Here is an 18,893-nt window from a genome sequence, read left to right as displayed (position 1 = left end):
GTTAGCGACCCCCCTGCAACCATTGATCCAAATGCTGGGGTCGGCCGCGGTTAACGCGCCCGTCTTGATGGATCAGGAAAGGTACTCCATTGACCCCAAGGACTTCCGAGGCCAATAAGGTCTTCTCGTACCCTTCTAGGTCACAGTTTTCGCGAGTGGCTAAAAGGTTAATGGTGCCGTTTAGCAGCGCCTCTGCACCTTCACTGGGGTTTTCAGCACAGTGGAGCCGTTGAGCGAGCTCATGCGATTCGTCTCCCAGCGCAGGTACCACGACAAAATAGAAGGTGTAGTCATCACTGTAGGCTTTAGCTTCGTGCGCGAGGGCGTGGCAATGCTCACAGAGAGGATCTGTAAAAATGGTAATGTCGATGGGACCATTGCCAATGGTGACTGTATTTAAATCGCGAGGATGGAGCTGGAGCCCATCGAGGTAAATGCGCGTGGAAGCCTGTTCAATCTCCTCCATTGTTTCAAGCGCACCGCCTTTCCAGAGGTCATACATTTGTCCAATGAATACAAAGCGACCATTGCTTGAGGCGTACATCACTTGGCCCGCATTGTCGATTGCGCTCAAGCCATTTATGGGCATCGGGATGATTTGTCGAATGTCCATGTGTTCAAGCGTCAGCTCCTCAAAGGGAATACTGGCGAACAGCGGGCTATCTGCAATGGGACTAGCCGGTGTAAGGCTTGCGTTGGCAGTAATGGCAGTCGCCATGGAGGCGACTAATACGGCAGTGTGTAGCAGCGTTTTCATGGCGTTAAAGTCTCAACGGTACTTTGATGCCATGCAGGTTAAGCCCAAGCATGAAAACCAAGGGGGTGCCGAGTAACCCTTTAAGGGCGCTCTCGGTGACTTTCGATCAAATGGCGAAGCCGGGCGAATAAACACAAAAAAACCGCCTCCGATATGGAGGCGGCCAAAAGTGCGGTCATTGGTCTGGTTTGTGGGTTACGGCAAGCTTACCGGATCTGATGCACCGCCCGAATCATCTACCGCGATCAAAACTACCGACGGCATTTCATCTTCATAATCCCGTTTTAGGATACCTAATCGGTTGGACGTTCGTGCGTTTTCTTCCCCATTCACTAACCAGTGGTAGTTGCTGACACGACCATCAACATCTTCACACGAAGCACGCACGATCCAGTTACGTGAAGACTCGCTAGACTCCAGTTCGCATATCGGGACTTGGTTCTCAAGCACGTCGATAACGATACTGCCCTGGTCTTGCACACCATGGTTACTCTCAATTTCAAACACAATCTCGTGACGGCCTGCATTCAGTGTGGCAATGCCCGAGTTAGCACCTTCCGAGATTACTTCACCATTGACGAGGAAGCGCTGGGTACTCACACGGTCACGCGGGTGGCCACCGCGATAGGTGGGACGAAGGCGCACATCCAGTGGTTCACGCATGTAGTTGTTGGATGGTGTGTAGCGCAGGGAAATGTCGAACGGGTCAGGTTCCCCAAGCTCAATCACTTGCTCTAACAACGACGAGTGCCCACGTTCGTCCTTAACATTCACTGTAATCCGGTGGGTACCAGCTTCGGTGATCTGGAACAGTCGTGTGGTGCCGCCACGTTCTTGCAGTTCCGTGATGCCCTCAGGCAATTCCCACTCATACGTTGGGTTGTCGAGATTACGGGCACCATCACGGTGACGAAGCGACAATGAGACATCTGCCGGGGCGACTGCGGTAGAGACACGTTCAGTAAAGTAAAACTCAGGCCACACGTATTGCCACACACGGCTAGTGGAGCTATCTGTCGAGGTTGTTTCTTCCTCAAAGCCGTCCACCCAAGCGGTATAGGTGAACGTCGCTGACCCAGCATCGGCGTCGGCAATGGTAGGCACGTACTCGATTACGCTCCCTTCACGCGTGGAGCCATCCGGCATGGTGAAGTAGCCTTTGATATCGTATTCCAGGCCCCGGTAAGGCGCAGTGGCCGACACGCTGATCTCATAGGTATTGCCTTCCTCAAGAAGCGTTTTCGAGCGAACCCGAACACGCGGAGAAACCACATCACGGAAGTTCACCATGATCCGGCCTTCATTGAAGGCGTCCCGGTCGAGTTCTGGCGCTTCTGGCATGCGTGTGCGTGCCCGAATCGAGAACCGTTCCTCAATGTCACTAAATAGCTCAAGCTCACGTCCCGTATGCGTCCAGGTATCGCCACCATCCAGCGACCATTCCACAATGGCGTCCTCAGGTGACTTGACGGCAGTTTCGGGCAACGTAATGTCGGCCGTGTAGGTATGCGTGTCACCGACGAACAAAACGGTAGGACCACTAATCTCTACTTCCGGCTGGGCGTAGCTTACGATCTCCACTGTCTCTGTATAGGACTCGGCGCCGGAGTTGCCATTCACCATGAAGGCACGAAGTTGGTACTCGCCTTCTTCAAAGGTGTTGTAAAACTGCATTTTGCGGCGAGGGTCGATTTCCTGGTTTTCCCATGTGGCGCCATCATCGGTGCTGACTTGCCACACCACGTCGCCTAGCGCTTGTTGGTCCAGGCGATCTTCCAGTGAAATTTGGAAAACAGCGGTCATTGGCGCAGGGCCCGAGAACTGACGGCTTGTAACATCACCATCAATGGCACCACCGCGAAGAACCTCAACAAAGGTTGGTCGTGAGGTGACAATGCGCTCATAGCCTTCAATGGGCGATACTAGATGTGCTTCTGCCACAATACGCAGGCCCGCATCAGTCAGTCGCTCCATATCCACTTCAAAATCTACGTCGCCGTTTACGGCTGGAGCAAGCTCGGTCATGGGCTCTAGGTTGGAGTAAGATTGCTGGTTGAGTAGGCGTACCTCCCATTCTCCCATTTCGCTTTCAACGTACTCGCCATCACGATCCAGCATATTGCGCATTTGAACCGTCAACTTGAGCGGTTCAGTGTCAAGGATCGTCGTGCTGTCCATGAACACTTGAGGCTGGACACTATCAGACGGCGCAGAGACAACGTTATAGTCGGCCTCAGTACGGATCTCAGGTAGCTTTTCGTAGATGGCCGCGACTGAATGTACCGTTTCACTCCACACCGGTGTGGCGTCAGTGCGCATGTTACGGATCATCCGGTTTCTTGCCCCCCACCCTGCTGTGAACACTTCATTTTCAACTTGCTCAGTGCCACGCTTAATATCTAAGCGAACGTCGGTAGGGAGCGCATCGACAATGAGCCCACCGAGAGAATTGCGGTTCTGGGGCACAATGTAGGTGCTTCCTTCGTGATGGTAATCTGAGGTTAGTTCGATAGTTGGCGCCTCCGGCTCTACCATCGTAATGATTTCGCTCTGTTGTGCTACTGCAACGCGATAACCTCCTGGTGAGAACGTGTACGCTTTCCAGCTAAGCGTATGTTCACCAGGCGTACTGATGTTCCCTATAAGCTGAGGCGAATCTGAACCAGCGTTTTGGCTAAGTCCATTCGGTACTTGAGACCATTCAAAGTAGCAAGTGCGGCGCGTGGAATTGTAGCCGTTACGCTCACCGGCTTGGCGGGCTACGCCTTCGGTAAGGGTTGGTTGGCATTCAGGACCACTGCGCTGATCCAAACGTACGTCAAAATCATGCAGCACCCGATTTACAGCGCTGTAGTCTTCTTTAGAAGCATATACGACCGAATTTAGAGCCGTCACTACATTCATTACCCGTGAGCCACCACCCACTTTAACTTTGGTGCCTTTAGAGTCGTACATGTAGAGGCTGTAGCTAATCTGCTGCGGCCCTTGTTGCGTCGCAAGACCGGTAACTTCGGGAATGGCTTCCTCAGTATCTCGGCGCTCTACAGGGTAAAGTTCCCCAGGTAAACGATCCCATTCTAAGAAACAAGCAGCATTTGTGATCGGGTCCGCTTGGCGAGACTCGGATTCACGGGTAGTAAATCGACAGTAAGTAGGAGACGTGGGCTTAGCAATGTAGCTTAGCGGGTCTATTACCTGGCGTGGCTCCCAATTACTACCCGTGAGATCTGCTGAGCCTTCCCAGGTTTCGATATCGACAAGCAGTACCGGGGCGTTTGGCGCCGTGGTTGTCACCAGTATTGTTGAGGTACCTACAACCCCATCTTCGGCGGGAAAAACCGGAATACTCAAGCGTCCTCCAGTGCTGGAGAAGTTGTGTTGTCCCATAATTTCTTGGGTATCTCCGGGAGTAACCCGAACCCCATTAATAATCATAGGCACTTCTGCGTCGGATCGAAGTGTTGCATACACATCGTAGGTGCCGGCAACTGGGGCGCCACCTGACAGCGTTAAAGGCTCGCTCTGCAGTACGTCACCACCATCGCTCCGTAGAAAGGCTGCTACGCGGGCAGGAATTCGAATACCGCTACCGTCACCTGTAGAAAGTGACACCACAGTGGGCTTATAGGAGAAAACTTTACGCTCGACCGTCTCATTGCCATTGGCGTCGCGGGCAGTAACTTCAAGCTCGTATTCTTCCCCAGCTTCCATGGATGGGAAAATAACCGGGTATTCCAAGCTATAGGTGGGAACGCTACCGCTGGCGCGAACAGTCGCCAAGTTAACGTCATCGTTAGCCGGGCCACCAGAAATCCGCGCATTCGTAACAACAGGATTTTGGTCGATATTGTCGGTGGTACGAATAAGTATGTCATCTAGTGATGAAATACTGCTATCCGAAATAATATCTACAACAGGTGGGGTGATATCGTTTAGATAATCAATGGCTATTTCCTGCTTAGCAATATTACCGGCGTTATCGGCAACGTTTACACGTACAGCTGTCAGCCTTCCTTCTGGAGCTGTTCTCAAATTAAATACTAAGTCTCTATCCCACTGGGAATAAACATTTTCTTTAATAGCAGATATTTCATGCCATACGCCGTTAACATCTTTAACTTCTGCGTTTGAGTTATTCAGTACAACTCGGTAGAAATTCGAATTATTCAGACCATTCGTTCTGTCGCGGTCGGATTCAAATGTGTTTACCACGACTTTATCTTCAACCAATTTTATTGAATTAATAACCGCTTGAGTAAAGTCTCCCTCTATGTCCTTGTAAGTTCCATTGGGGGAGTTAAACCCAACTGCATCACCTTCGCCATATGTTAGAGTATTGATTGATATTTTATTTAAAGTGCCTCCGCTACTGACATAGTTCTCATAAAAATTATACTCAAAAGGAATAATTACTTCCGTCTCTCCAGGAGCTGCAGTGACGGACTTATCTATACCTCCTCCCCATACACGAACTCTCTGAACATAGTTCCTAGCTGCAAACCTCATACGAACAGCGGTAATGCTTCCATTTCGATCCTCTAAATTGTAGACACGTCGAAAGTCACTAGACCATCCTATATCAGTGTATTGCAATGCGAAATTCGGGCTAGATGGGGCTATGATTGAATCATTACTTAAATTCCAATTTACCACATTGTTATGGTGGTTAAGGATACGGTCATAACCCCTATAGTTCATTGATGAAGTGCCGTGCCTGTTCGCAAAGAAGTTATTAGCGGATTTTACGTAAACATAATTAGCATTTTCACGAACTATCGTATTACCGATATGTGGCAAATTGTTCCCTATATGACCAATACCATAAGGAGAATAATCCACAAAATTATCTCTTGGCACGCGGAAAATTAACTGTATCGGATTATGTGAAACACTTATGTTCGGTGAGTAAGGTACATAGCCCTCAACGACGCCAGCCCCAGGTAAAGGTGCTCCCGTAAAATTTGTTGGGTCATAAATACCTACCGTCACAGTAGGCTCGGTTCTAGCGACACCATCACTTTGGTCATGGAAAACGGTTATTGAGGTCGAGGCGACGTTCCCAGCTACGTCGAAAACGTTAGCTTTAATTTCGTATTCGCCTTCATTACCGTTGGGCAGTAACTCACCTCTTGTGAAACCAACTCTTCCTTCACTTGGTGTGCTTGTAAAAGTATGGACTTGGTTAGTATCTACGTTAGTGGCTTTGAAAACAGCATGTGAGATTTCCACAGCACTTGATTCAATACCAACATAAAGACCATTGAACCGCCCTGATCCAATTAGTGGGTGCTCAACGCCAGCCCAGATGTGCGCCCGGCGTTGATCAATGGTTATCTCACCAAGTACGGGCTTCTGCCGAATCACCGTTAGCGGGAACTGATTACTATCAATTTCTGCACCACTTGAGGAAATGATTCGTGATACAAGACGATATTCTCCATCGCCAGGGCTAGATAGTGTAAGTGTCGTGCCGTAATGCTCACCTCCACCATGTTGTATACGGTCATTTGCACCAATCAGATCGCTGGTATTAACCTCGATCTTTTTTCCTTCAAGGTCTTGAAGCTCAATTTCTAGGCGTCGGTCAACACCTGCTCGAAGATAGAACGTCATATCACCTTGAGGGTTAACGTAGGTCTGATCAGGCCCCACGTCTCTCTGCTCACCATGCACGTCGGTAAAGCGGTAGCCCAATAGCTCGGCATAGGCACTGGTTGAGGTTATGGCCATAACCCCGATCAGCGCGGCTTTTGCCAGCTGCTTTGGACTTAAAAAACGGTTACTCATTTGTAACCCTCCTGTTTGATTACTCTAGCTAGAGAACGCAGGCCGAACGGAATGCGCCACTAGAAAGGTTAATCTGAGTTTGCAATTCGGAGGGGGTGCTGGCGCTGCCTTTAAAGGCACCAAGAAGCGTATGGGCAAAACAAAAAAGGCTGCCCAGTGGGCAGCCAAGAGGTATCAAGGACGGAGAAACTATGAAAAAACTACGACTAGCGTTGCGCTGATTACATCCCCAATCCGTTGGTGATGACAGTGCCTGTGTTAATGACGGTTGCTGCGTTAGAGATCGTGGCGCCAACCATTGAGTGAATGATGGCTGGTACTTTCAAAAAACCCATTCCTAAGGTGTAACCTACGGCGAAGGTCATATTACATCCCCAATCCATTGGTGATGACAGCGCCGGTGTTAATGACGGTTGCTGCGTTAGTCAGCGTGGCTCCAACGATTGAGTCAATGATGGTAGGCGCGTTGTAGAGGCCCATGCCCATGGCAAAGCCAACAGCAAATGTCATCAGTGACTGGCGCACTACACCAATTACCGCGCCTACGACGATGATAGACAACGTAATAATCCGGCCTAACGTACCCTGGGTCCAATCTTCTAATGTGATCCACACCTCATCAAATTCGGTACCACCAGCACCAGCAAATGCCGTGGGTGACAAGAGTAACGCCGCGAAGCCAAGGGCAAACGCCATAAAAACCAACATTTCTTTACGCTGCATAAGTGATGCGTTCATTTAGTAATACTCCAAAGGTTCGTAGTTGCGGTTTAGTCGTCGCTGTTTTGCTGAATGCTTTGCAGCGGTCGTAATGAAGGCTGAGTATTGGCAGCTTGCTCACCAATCACCCAACGCCGGGGTTCGACTTCGGTATACAGATGGCCAGTCACTATTAAGTCACCACGATCGTCCTCCCAAGGTGCAATCCATATGCGCATTACCTGTGCGGGTGTGCGAATAGGAACAGGCTGGTTGGGTAGACGCGGTGCCACATAGTTACTCACCACATCATTGGGGTCAGTCGAGCCCTCCCCTACGCCGCTGCCTGTGCCAGCTTCTGCCACTTCGTGGGCTGCCTGTTGTGCGTCTGAGTCCATGGCGGTCGGTACATACCCATCTTTGGTAAGGTTGTACACGTCCCGCGTAGACATACACTGCACCCCTTCGGGCAACCCGCTACAGCCGTAGTCCGGTTCCCCAACGTTAAGGATCGAACAACCGCTTACGGCAACTACAAGGCCTAAACCGGCAGCGAGCTTAGAGAAGAATGTTAAATGAGAACGCATGAATAACCCCGACTGGTGCGATGCCCTTAAAGGCATTAATTCAATAAGGTGTTTAATTAATTCGTTAGCCACGAATTTGCAGAGAGGCGCCGCGAGTCAAAATCAGCTCAACTTCGCGTCCAGCATCCACTTCAATCACCGGGAAAATGTTCTCAGCCATATCGACATAGAACTGTGCTACACGATCAAGGGCTTGTGACGCACCCTGCGCTCCAGCACCTTGGAACATCGAAGGAGAGAAGTTGGACTGGTATTCAGTGTTGCCACCCACGTTTGAGCCCGTTTGGATGATCGGCACAGCATCAACATCAAAAGCGTTAGCCGCACCGGACATAAAGCCAGCAACCAAGCTACGAGCAATGATGGCGCCCTGCTTTGAGACCAAACGACCCCGTACACCCGTCTTTCCATCTTCACCAACGGCATAGCCATCAATGCGGGCTTCAATCACACCGCCATCGTTGCGAATACAGCTAATCGTTTCTGAGCGTAGGTAAGCCCGTTCACTCGACAGATCGCCATGGCCAGCAACGAGCATGTGACACTCACGAATATCAGCGGTGAAGCGGTTAGGCAGAATGGCCTCATGATTAATGCGTAGCAGAGAGGGGAACGGGTCGCGGCGCGCACCAGAATTTGTGGGGGCATCCATACCATTCAAGATTATCCCGGTAAGAATCGAACCAGCGGGAATATACATAGCATCATCTTCTTCGCCCGCAGCCTCGCGTTCTTCACGCTCAGCCTCTGTCTCCTCGGCTGTATGCTTGAAAATGGTGGCGCCTGAACCTCCACTGGCTGCGACAGGAGTGTTTGCGTCTTCAATAGGTGCATCGCCCTCTTGTGAACGCGCCGCACTGGCACGACCGGGTGAATGTGCAGCATCGTTTGCAGAGCTATTAGCCGGAGCGCGCATCGGTCGAGCAAACACGTCATCAGGGTTTACTTCATAAGGGTCGCTGTCTGAGGCTTGTTGAGACGGTTGGGTAAGACCGTAAGCTTCAAAGGGGCTTTCATCTTCTCCCAACAAGCGGCGATCACTGCCACCGCCATTAACGCCCATCGGCGGTAATGCTGACCGCTCCTCCGCTAACATTGCCAGGTCCATGTTTTGTTCAATCAGCATTTCTAGCTGACCATGGAGGCCATCTAATTCACGACGTATTTCTTCGGAGGCTTCGCTACGCTCCCGCGACTGATCCAAGGAGCGCTGAATCGTGCCAATCTCATTGCGTAGCTCATCGTTTTGCTGGTTAGCAATACGGATTTGAGCCGCGAGACCATCAATAGAAACATCGCGGGTATCACGATCTGTCAGTACGTGACGAACCGTTTCCTGATTGCCACGTACCTCTCTCTCAGGCGTATCACCGGAGAAGAACCAGATCACCAGCATCATTACCGTCGCCGCACCTGCGATAGTGACAATGCGCTTATTCTTGGCTGAAAGTTCGTCCCACTTTTCCTTTATCATTACAGACCCCCTAAGAGGGACGGGCGGGTATTAGTAGGCATACGGGGATCTTTCTTGTCAGCACGACGAACCACATAGACCTCGGTGCGTTCGTTGGGCCCTAGAACATTGCGGGGCCATGCAGCAACGGCCGCCACATCCCAATCGCCGCAAGACTGCTCTTTAAATTCCAGAGGTTGTCCCGAGACGTTAGAAGCCACGCCGATATTCACAGACAAGCGATGGCCTACCATGGTCTGACCACCGGCAAACTGAAAATTGAAGCCCGGTTGCTGGCAAGACGGCATGCGTTGTTGGCTATTGGTATCGTGGAGGGTGTAGCCCTGCGGTATATCCCCCAGCGCAAGACTGCGCATTACACCACGCAGAGTGTCGATATAGGGCTGAGAGGTTTCCCAGCGTTCGGCTTTCGGATTACCGACCAGTGCCGCATTGGTGGCGCCCCCCTCAAGCTCCAAAAACAATTCACGCGGTGGGATACGGCGTGGAACAAGTGTTAGTGACAATGCGCGGGCTTGAGACCCCTTCTGAGTGATAAAGAGCGTTACCGGGTTTTCTTCATTGGTGGCAACATAAATAACGTTATCTTCGATATTAACGGTGGCATCCGAGGTGGTGTTAACCGCTGGCTCACCAAAGGGTGTCACAATCCGATTTAAGTGACTGACGGCGACCGGTACGATCTCATTCACTCCGGGCGCCATTACCAAGTTGGATGCCTCATTCATTTCGGTACGAGGCGAGGTACTTCTTGCGCTGGTATTGCCGCTACCGCCACTACTGGTGAGCGCCGGTACGTTATTGCGCAGCACATTGTTAGGGACGCTCATATTGACCGGCTCGACAGGGATTTGTACTTCGGCCATAGCCGTGGTGGCGCCCAACGTTACCGCTAGGGCCAACGCATTCAGCGCCAGTCGAAAACGATACGGTTTAGTCACGGTTGCGCTCCTCTTCTCTTTCAAGACTTCGTTCCATTTGTTGGCGGACACGTTCGGTGCGCGGGCGACCGGAGTAGGTTTCGATGTGAGTCACAACAGGGCTGTAGTTGCGAATATCTATGATGTATTCGTAAGTACGTTCTTCACGTACCGGATCGCCTGTTGCACCCTGGACGTATGAATTGCCATAGACGTACACCACATCGCTTTCAGGCTCATATTCAACAGCACGCGCCTCAAAGCGCATGTTTACACGGTCTCGCTGGATGTTAAGCGACTGAATTTCCAGTGCTTCCATAACGTCACGGTAGATTTGGGGGGATAGCAAAGGCTCGATGCGTTCTTTAACAAACTCCACACTACCTGGCGTGACATTGCCGGTGAGTGCGGACAACATCATCGCCCATGACTCTTTATAACTTTGGGAGGACTTGTTCTGACTAACCCAGGCTTCTTCATTGAGGGTATAAGGCTGGATAGTGACGATGGTATCGACGGTGAAGGCCTTAACCAGCGCCAGCACTATCGCCACGGCTAAAACAAGGTTCACTAAACGGTGGCCACGATTTTCTTTCAGTGCGCCATTCCAGGTTTTAGTTAAGCGATCAAGCCTCACGGTAAGTACCTCCGAATGAAGGGATTCACCATGCTGCGAGTGGATTGATAAAAACCTGACCAATAGAACATGTGGAATAGGTAACCATCGGGGTGACGGTCACGGTACTTGCGATAGTTATTGGTAATCAGCACACCGAGACCAAACCCAATCATGGCCTGCCCTATGGCCATGCCGATAATTAGGCCAACGAAGATGGGGCCCATTTCATCGAGCGACCACATTAGGACGTGGATTGGGTCATCTATACGGCCAGGAATTTCTACGGGCTCCATCTGCGACTCCAGGTATTTTTGAATAGGCGCCATTTTGCGCGCTTATGTCAAAAAGACCCCGGCCCCATAGAGCCCTTAAAGGCGCACTACAGCACTTTTATAAAAAAACACTGTAGGCATCGAAGGGATAACTACTGGACGGGAATACAACGACAACTTGCTGAAAAAAAGAAACGGCCTAGAGGATTCCTAGACCGCGCCAAAAGTAGCCGATGAAGGTTAATGGCTTATTCAAGAGGGATGGATTGAAAAGAATAGTCGTTAGGGTTGCTGACACGCCGCAAAAGGCGCCGAACAGGAACCCTTTCATAATCACTGGGCGCAGTTTGGATCGGCGCGTACAAGCGTAATCGCGTGGCACGACGATGGGGCCCCATGGTTTGCCATTACCAGTACCGTTACCTTGATGTGGAGCGTCTACGTCTACCTTCTCAAGCATCAACGCTTCGCGGCGTTTTCTGTCTTCCCAGTAATAATCCCTGTCTTCCATACCCATCGTCACCTCCTCGCAGTACGCATGTTGAGCTCTTAATCTATCAAGGTGCACTGCATGCAGTGCAAGCAAACTTAGGATTTGCTAGTTGCATGCAGCCTTCCTTAAATCCGTTTCTGCAAGTTCGCCGTGGCCAGCCCCATCATTACGCACATCACCATCATGGTCATCGGGATGATGATGGGGTTGAGCGCAACGGGGGCAAAGAAGGCGATAAGTAAGCACTGGAGAACAAAAAAGACACCTCTTACCCCATAGCGATGCCATATAGGCGACGCATAATCGAAGTTGGTGCGCTTAATCTTCCAGGTCATAAACCCATCCCACAGGGCGGGCACTAACAGAATGAGCATGTAGGGCGCCCAGACGATCAACAGCGCAGCACGGGCGAACACTTGATAAACCACGTTCATCATGGCCGCCAAGCGGTCCTCTACCCAAGGAAAGATTTTGCCGCCGATACCTTCCATCCCCCGGCTCGCTACGCGCTCTTGTTCGGTAGGTATCAGCAGCGTATGTAGGGTGTGATAGATGCCGGTGTCCCACATTGAGCGGTTGTACCACTGCAATGCTTTGCGGTCGATCCACTCCACAGTATCTCTACCCAGCTGACTCTCAATCATCGTGGATTCTTTCTGGATCACTCGCTCAGTCCAGTGGCCCGGTATAAAAACCATAATGATGAAAAGTTCAGCGACTAATAGCCAAGCGATTAGCCAAAATGGCGTTTTCATAATCTGCTCTTTGTAGGATGCGTTTAACGGATTCGGTTGTGATTGCTCCGTAGATCATGGCGCGAACGGGCATCGAGTCGAGGAGCGGCTGGTGATACACGGTTAAATCGCCGTCATGCTCAGCTAACCATTTACTTAAAGCGACTCCCTCCGGTAGCGTCCATTGCTCACCCTTTTCGGTTTCTATCGCAATTTGCAAATCACGAAGTGAAACCGTTACCAGGGCATCGACAAAAATAGCCAACCGCAGCGCATCATCAACCTTCTCATTGCGGTTTATCCGGGCAAACTGGGCCACCTCGCTATAGGCGGATAAGGCTTCACAAAGGATTTCCAGTGCCAGTGCTTCATCCTGGCGACGGATATGAAGACTTACATAGTCCAACATTGCGATGGCCACCTCTTTTGCCTTGGGCCAGTCATAAAACAACAGCTCCGCAAAATGCGCATGGCGCTGATAGTCCGTTCGCAACACATCAATGAGTGGGCGCTTCTCTTTATCGGGAATCACGCGCAGTACCCTTAGTAACTTCGTTATAGTTTCGGTAGTCATATGCTAGAGCTTAAGAATCGGTATTCGACCCTTAATGAATTGCCCACCGCTTATGTTCGCTACGAACTCCAAATTAGGCAGCATCCCAAGGAGCGCCGTAGGGAAAAGCTCGCTCTCCTCCTCCATCAAGCGTTCACCCTGGTTACCCCCGTGGAATATTGGTTGATCCGCCACGGTATTCTGCCCTTGGGTTCGCATTACGTATTTCACCCGCGTCATGGGAAGGCTTTTGGTAATAAACTCTTGGGTTTCGGTATCCTTCACCCGCAGCGCAATGGTGTTATTGATGTTACCTAGCACCTGCAGCGCCTTTTCCTGGCTACCTAGACGTGCCACGAAGTCAGCATAGGTCTGAGTCGCGACGAACAAGCGGAACAGCGCGCCCCGGCCCTTGTTAAGCAACATGATCATCGGGTCGTTGATACACTCCGCAGCCTCATCGACAAAAACGTTGATGGTTTTAAGATTTTTGCCGTAGTTATAGCGCTTACCCGCGACAGCGGTGAGGTCACTAAGAAAGATCGAGCCAATAGCCGAGGCCACCATGTTGTCGGTGAGCGAATCGAGGCCGATATACGCAACCATGCAATTATTGATGATCTTCTCGGAATCGGTGATCGGGCGATCATCTGTCATATCGTGAGGATCGGGCGACAGCAATTCGCCCAGGTCACCCGAGGTGAGCATGTTAAGAATAGGCAACAGTGATGCCACCATTTTCCCGAAGTGTGCGGCGTCATGCTGGAACATCGACAGGAGGCCTTCCAGCTCAGAACTGGGTTTAATCTGCTGGACGACTTCCGTATAAAAGTGACACAGCATACGAGCCCGCTTGGTACGTGTACCTCCGGCTGCCTTATCAAGGTAGGGCGCTGCGAGGCTCTGCCAGTCCTCAATATTCCTTTCGCTATAAATTGAAATGGCTTCTATGACCAGCCCATCAGCCCCACCCTCAAGCAAACTTCTCAAATTCTTGAGCGTTGGACGCTGATCAATAATGTAAAGCCCTTGCGAGAGGTTGTTCAAAGCTTGCCAACCAAAGGCTTTAAACGGGTCGGCCCCGGCCTCTGACGGCACCAGCGCAGCGATACGGGAGGCAATTTCGGTTAACCGGGTGAAATTACGGAGAGGATTGATGCGTGCTGACTCTTTGGGAAAGCCAGGGTGGAACGAGATAAAACGTTCGGGGGTGCCTAACTTCTCGCAGGCCCGACGAGCGTTGTCACGCATTTCCTTATCGCCTTTCGGGTCAATGATGATGACGCATTCGCCGCGTGCAATGGCCTGGTTGATCATTAGGTCAAAGAACCTGGTCTTGCCACTACCGGTGGTACCCACAATCAACGTGTGTGATTCGGAATGCTGGAGGGGCTGCATAAGGGCATGCTCTTTAGGCTCCACCCCATGTATCCAGGTATGGCCCATCGGGACCGCCCTTTTCTCGCCTGTTAGTTTTGCCTGGAGCTTCCCGCTTTCATTGCCGATGGAAACGATCTTTGACCAATCGCGTTTAAGGATTTCAAAGGCGCGCTGCGCATGGCGACTCTCCCAGTGAAAACCCGTGCCCAACCACATTTCAGTAGGATGCTTTTTAATCTTCTTCATCAAGCCCTCGAACTTGATGAACTCCAACTCACGCCCCTTCAAATGCTTCTTAAGCGTATGGAGTTTTATGGCTTTAGGAATACGGGCAAGCACCATCACGCCACAGATACCGTTCATCCAATAGAACGGTTCTGGGGGCATGTTCGTGAGCTGATTAATGCCGTAAGCCGTGACGGACGCAGCACACCATCCCGCTATGGCCATCGCCTCATAATTAGCCCGCCAGGGCATTTCATACGCAATATCTTCGCTCATTGCCGTGTTAATCCTTCACGAATATTCGTTTATCTTTCGCCACAACAGCCATCTTCAAATCGGTTGAGGCTCTAAGGGCATTACGCAACATGGCGCGGGATAGCTCCGGGTTATCTTTAACCACTTTCTCAAGACATAAATCGCTAGTGCTGTAACCCTCACCCTCTTTGCTCACGCTCCCCGCCAGCCACTCCCCCTCACCCACCAGGATCATTGACCGCAACCGACTAAGCGCATCGTGGGCTGACAAGCTCGCTCGTGGCGACGGAACATGTTCTTCGTCCGCACTACCATCGGTGCTGTCATCGTCTTGATCTGTATTTGTGCCATTCAGCACAGACGGCGAACTTGCCCAGGCATCTTTGCGCGAAGATGACTCAGGTGGAGCCGTCTTAAACGTTTCGCCCATTAAAGAGGTGGGAGCATTGTCCGGCAGGCTTGAACGTGTTTTACGACGAACAATTGACGTGGTTGGTTTTTCATCAGCTCGGCGGGTCGCGTTATCTGACTCCTCGGCCATGGCGATATCGTTTAATCGTTCTGCTTCGCGCTCACGCAGCAAGCGCTCCACCCACCGACCCGTCGCGGGAGCAAGTATTAGCTTCTCAATGTTCAGTGAAACATCGGAATCGAGAACAGCCCCGCCATTCACTAGCGCGGGGATCAATACTCCACGTTCCACATCAAGAAGTTGGCATGCAGCGTCAACCAGCAGCACAAGGTGCGGGGGCTCACGTAGCAATACCTGCCCGAGTAAGCCATAGCCCTTCAAGATTGGTGCTAGCACATCGGATAGGTACTGATTGGCTACCTGTTCCGCCAAGTCGTTGCCTGCAGTAATAGGTATAACCGTCAATGGCGCCAGGTCTTCCCCTGTAGAGTCGTCTGATTGCTCGCTATGGGCCGTTGGTTTGTTAGGCGACGTATTTGTCACATCCTGGTTGGATGGCGTGTAATCGTCCTCTATAGGATGCATATCATCATCGTCATCCATTGGAGGCATATCGTCGTAACAATCGACGGGGGGCAGATCGCCCCTGTCAGCTGTACCAGCATCCAAAACTGGATCACCCTGCTCCTGACATTGCGGTTCATCCAACACAAGGGAGACGCCCGGTAACTCCCCTTCTAGGCTTTCAACGTTATCTGTATCAACCACCTCAGCCGTTGAGGTGTTGTCCGGTTCAGGCTCGCTGCCAAAATCAGGCATCCCAATATCAAATAGTGAGTTTGCAGCGCTCTCTATAGGCTCATTTGTTGGCGAGGCGGGTATCTCAACCTCGACAAGTACCTTGACCGACTCCGGCTCTACAGTTGTGCTGTTATCATCGGTTGTCGCTGGCTCACGGGTGGCCGGTACGGTTGTAGGATCTGGGGTAGGTAACGTCGTTTTTGCTTTATTCCGGCTATGCTTCTGCGCGCCAGCCCCCATTAGGAAGTCAAAATCACTACCTTGTTTATTAACCGGCGTCTTGGCAGCCTTTACCGTAGGTGATGGTGTTTGAGCTGGCGCCAGTCCCGTCAAGTGAGCTAACCAGTCATTAGATCCACCAGCTGCCGGCACGGCCTCTGAGCCTTTCTTTTCGCTTGCCTTGTTCACTTCGTTGGCTGCGAACATATCTGGCGTTGCCGTCTCCGACTGGGGGGAGTTGGCAGCACGCTTACGCCGTTTATGCTTAGGCTTTTTAGCATCTTGCTTTGGGACCGCATTGCCTCTCGCTTCGTCCGTTACCGCCACTACTGGGGCCTGCGTACTCTCCCCCGACATTGGCGATGACACGCTTTCTACTGGAGAAACATCAGCGGTTATTTCATGCGCGGTATCGACCAGTGGAGCTACATTAGGTGCTTCGTTTACCGTAGGTTGTTCTGTAGTTGCCGCTACATCCGCGCCATCTGTTTCCAGGCTTTCGTACTGGATATCATCGTCTTCGTCTGTCTCAGTGCCGCTGGAGGTTGCTTCCGGCAGTTCAAACGGCAGATCCATACCCATATCGGCGCCCATCGCGCTAGACAGCTCGGCTAAGGTGGCGAGTACGGATTCGCTATCGTCCAACGCGTCATGTTCTTCGTCGTTAACCGGGGAAACTGGCTCGGGAGCTACTGCTTTGCTACTGGGACGCTTGACGACCGCTGCTTGCGTTAACCCTGCGCTGCCCTCACTGGCTGCCTTAGGCGAGGGTGTGGCTACGGCTGGCGTTAGCGCGCCATTACCCTTGTTCGATTGGATGGCTTTTTTCTGAGCTGCATCCGAACCGATAAGAGCTGCAAGGGAATCATTGTCTAAAGCAGCCCGTTTTTCAGTCGCAGCCGACGTACTTTTAACCGGTGTCGGTGTTGCGGGTTTCCTTTTGTTCGTACCTAACAGGTTCCCCAGATCGGCATCGGCTATGCCTTTCTCATTGCTGCTAGTTGTTGATTTTTTAGGGCTTGGTTTATTGGACTTGGGCGTAAGCAAATCTAAGGCGTCAATTCCGGTAATACTCGCGCTGTTACCGGTCAACTTATTTGATGCTGACGCACTTTGCTCGGCGTCTGGCTCCTCACTACCCCCTACTGTAATTACTGTATTATCCGTATTACGGCTTACTATCGTATTGCTGGTCTCACTAGCCCCGCTCCCGAATGCATCCGCCGATAGCGCATCTAGTGCAGCCAATACATTTTCTGAGTCGCCATCACCAGCGGCTTGAAAGCTAAGAAGACGTGCGCGCACACTGCTAGGCGGCTGCTCTCCATCGCTCTCCTCCTCGGCGTCATCTTCCTCGCCAGTGTTCGCCTGTTCACCCTCCTGTGCTGTTTCACCGCTCTCTTGTGTAGCTATCAGCTGCCCATCAGCGTCTAACCCAGGGATGGTCGCCTCCAGCTCCTCGGGTGGGTTAGTCGCATTGCCGAATACTAGGAATGAATCTTCCATGCGCAGCATGAGTATCGTGGGCTCGACCGTCAGACCTTCTTCGGCTTCAAGCTTTACCGTCACTTCCCAATAGCGGTAATAATGTTCGTCTGCTTCATCTTCCCGACCCGGTATAGGGCGTGGCAGTGCAAAACCACGGTCAATGAGATAGTCGGCTAGGGTATCGGGATCGTGGGGAACGGCCGGTACCGAATTGTCTTTGAGCTTCTGCACCAACGACGGCACGGCCTGACGCCAAGCGATAAACGTGCCTTGTGGAAAGTGCCAGACTTGCGCATCCATCTGGTTGGTTTTCCAGCGTCCGCTTTGAACCAGTGATCGTATGGCGTCGATAATGTAGGGCTCGATGGACACACCCAGCGAGGTACCGTCCACACTTAAGCGGCTTTCTTTCAGATCGCGCTTAACGCTTTCGGAATCGGCCAGCATGATCAGCTTAGCCATCGGGTGAAGCGCGCTGGTGCCTGAAATCGCTTCTATCAGCGTTTTCATCAATTCAGGGCCGGGTAAGCGCAAATAACGATTTACTTCCGGCGTCATGACCATGTTCAGCGCTAGCGTAGCCAAGCGTTCATGGCGTTGGTGACGGCCTTTATTCCAGCGCAAAAAATAGTGAGTGATGCTGGTCTCTCGTAACCACTCCTCCAGGGTTTCCGCGTATGGGTTCCACTCAAGCTTTCCGGGCTTATCGGTAACGACTACATCAGAGAGTGGCTTTCCCAAATCGTGCATAAGCGCGCCAAGGAAGACGCCAAAGCGCCAGCGGGGTTCCTTCTCAATTTTTTCTTCCGGCGAGCCTTCCGGCTCAAAAATAACGGCTTCGGAGGCCTGGGTCGCCCAAAAGGCTACTTCAAGCCCATGTCGGAATAGACCACCAGCACCACGGTGATGATGTGCTTCTGAGGCCGGTAGCAAATGCACAAACGCGGCATAGTTGCGGATAACCGGAAACAGCAGCCGTTCGCCATCTTCCCGTGAAAACCCGAGCGATTGGTGAATTCTAGCGATTAGCTGGCGCTGGGTAGCGAGCAGCTTATCTATCGGGGTAGCCGGCAACCCTTTTGCAAAGGGTGGGTAACGCGGAATATCCGCATCTTCCAAATCCATCAGATGAGCGTGTATGTCGCCATTGCTAGATGCTGATGAGTCCGTATTTTTCGCCTGCCAGGCCATCCACCTTTTTTTGAGCGCACTCAACAT

The 18,893-nt window shown here is 51.5% G+C and carries 13 protein-coding genes; all 13 read right to left on the bottom strand.

Features of this window, described 5'->3' with window-relative positions; translation table 11 throughout:
• Nucleotide 1: 1 nt before the first annotated feature.
• The 13 genes from KO116_RS23030 to mobH all read right to left on the bottom strand — a co-directional run bounded on the left by KO116_RS23030 (nucleotide 2) and on the right by mobH (nucleotide 18,893).
• Nucleotides 2-757 (bottom strand): DsbC family protein, encoded by a 756-nt coding sequence (locus tag KO116_RS23030; protein WP_052703870.1) that lies wholly within the window; start codon nucleotides 755-757, stop codon nucleotides 2-4.
• A 195-nt stretch (nucleotides 758-952) separates the two neighbouring features.
• A complete protein-coding gene (locus KO116_RS23025) occupies nucleotides 953-6,544 on the bottom strand; it encodes an Ig-like domain-containing protein (protein WP_035565587.1) in 5,592 nt (1,863 codons plus the stop codon).
• A 366-nt stretch (nucleotides 6,545-6,910) separates the two neighbouring features.
• Nucleotides 6,911-7,282, bottom strand: a complete 372-nt coding sequence (gene traA / locus KO116_RS23020) for a TraA family conjugative transfer protein (protein ID WP_045812345.1) — start codon at nucleotides 7,280-7,282, stop codon at nucleotides 6,911-6,913.
• A gap of 32 nt (nucleotides 7,283-7,314) precedes the next feature.
• A complete protein-coding gene (locus tag KO116_RS25380; RefSeq protein ID WP_082072724.1) occupies nucleotides 7,315-7,830 on the bottom strand; it encodes a TraV family lipoprotein in 516 nt (171 codons plus the stop codon).
• Between the two features lie 64 nt (nucleotides 7,831-7,894).
• A complete protein-coding gene (locus tag KO116_RS23010) occupies nucleotides 7,895-9,304 on the bottom strand; it encodes a TraB/VirB10 family protein (RefSeq protein WP_052703869.1) in 1,410 nt (469 codons plus the stop codon).
• Nucleotides 9,304-10,245 (bottom strand): TraK domain-containing protein, encoded by a 942-nt coding sequence (locus tag KO116_RS23005; RefSeq protein ID WP_035565588.1) that lies wholly within the window; start codon nucleotides 10,243-10,245, stop codon nucleotides 9,304-9,306. The genes KO116_RS23010 and KO116_RS23005 overlap by 1 nt, the downstream gene beginning before the upstream one ends.
• The gene (locus KO116_RS23000; RefSeq protein ID WP_035565590.1) at nucleotides 10,238-10,861 is read right to left on the bottom strand and encodes a TraE/TraK family type IV conjugative transfer system protein; all 624 of its coding nucleotides are present in this window, start codon (nucleotides 10,859-10,861) and stop codon (nucleotides 10,238-10,240) included. Before KO116_RS23000 ends, KO116_RS23005 begins: the two co-directional genes overlap by 8 nt.
• A complete protein-coding gene (gene traL, locus KO116_RS22995; protein WP_035565752.1) occupies nucleotides 10,858-11,136 on the bottom strand; it encodes a type IV conjugative transfer system protein TraL in 279 nt (92 codons plus the stop codon). Before traL ends, KO116_RS23000 begins: the two co-directional genes overlap by 4 nt.
• Nucleotides 11,137-11,314: 178 nt before the next feature.
• A complete protein-coding gene (locus tag KO116_RS22990) occupies nucleotides 11,315-11,632 on the bottom strand; it encodes a hypothetical protein (protein ID WP_035565592.1) in 318 nt (105 codons plus the stop codon).
• Between the two features lie 101 nt (nucleotides 11,633-11,733).
• Nucleotides 11,734-12,363, bottom strand: coding sequence for a DUF4400 domain-containing protein (locus KO116_RS22985; RefSeq protein WP_035565595.1), 630 nt, complete (start codon nucleotides 12,361-12,363; stop codon nucleotides 11,734-11,736).
• Nucleotides 12,320-12,874, bottom strand: a complete 555-nt coding sequence (locus KO116_RS22980; RefSeq protein ID WP_144408659.1) for a hypothetical protein — start codon at nucleotides 12,872-12,874, stop codon at nucleotides 12,320-12,322. The genes KO116_RS22985 and KO116_RS22980 overlap by 44 nt, the downstream gene beginning before the upstream one ends.
• Before the next feature lie 45 nt (nucleotides 12,875-12,919).
• Nucleotides 12,920-14,776, bottom strand: a complete 1,857-nt coding sequence (gene traD, locus KO116_RS22975; protein WP_035565601.1) for a conjugative transfer system coupling protein TraD — start codon at nucleotides 14,774-14,776, stop codon at nucleotides 12,920-12,922.
• Nucleotides 14,777-14,783: 7 nt separating this feature from the next.
• Nucleotides 14,784-18,893: a MobH family relaxase gene (mobH, locus tag KO116_RS24360; RefSeq protein WP_052703868.1), complete on the bottom strand. Its 4,110-nt coding sequence runs from the start codon at nucleotides 18,891-18,893 to the stop codon at nucleotides 14,784-14,786.

Source organism: Halomonas sp. KO116, from assembly GCF_000734975.2.
Taxonomy (GTDB): Bacteria; Pseudomonadota; Gammaproteobacteria; order Pseudomonadales; family Halomonadaceae; genus Vreelandella; species Vreelandella glaciei.
The sequence above is the reverse complement of the archived record's forward strand: the minus strand, read 5'-3'. Positions and strand labels throughout refer to the sequence as shown.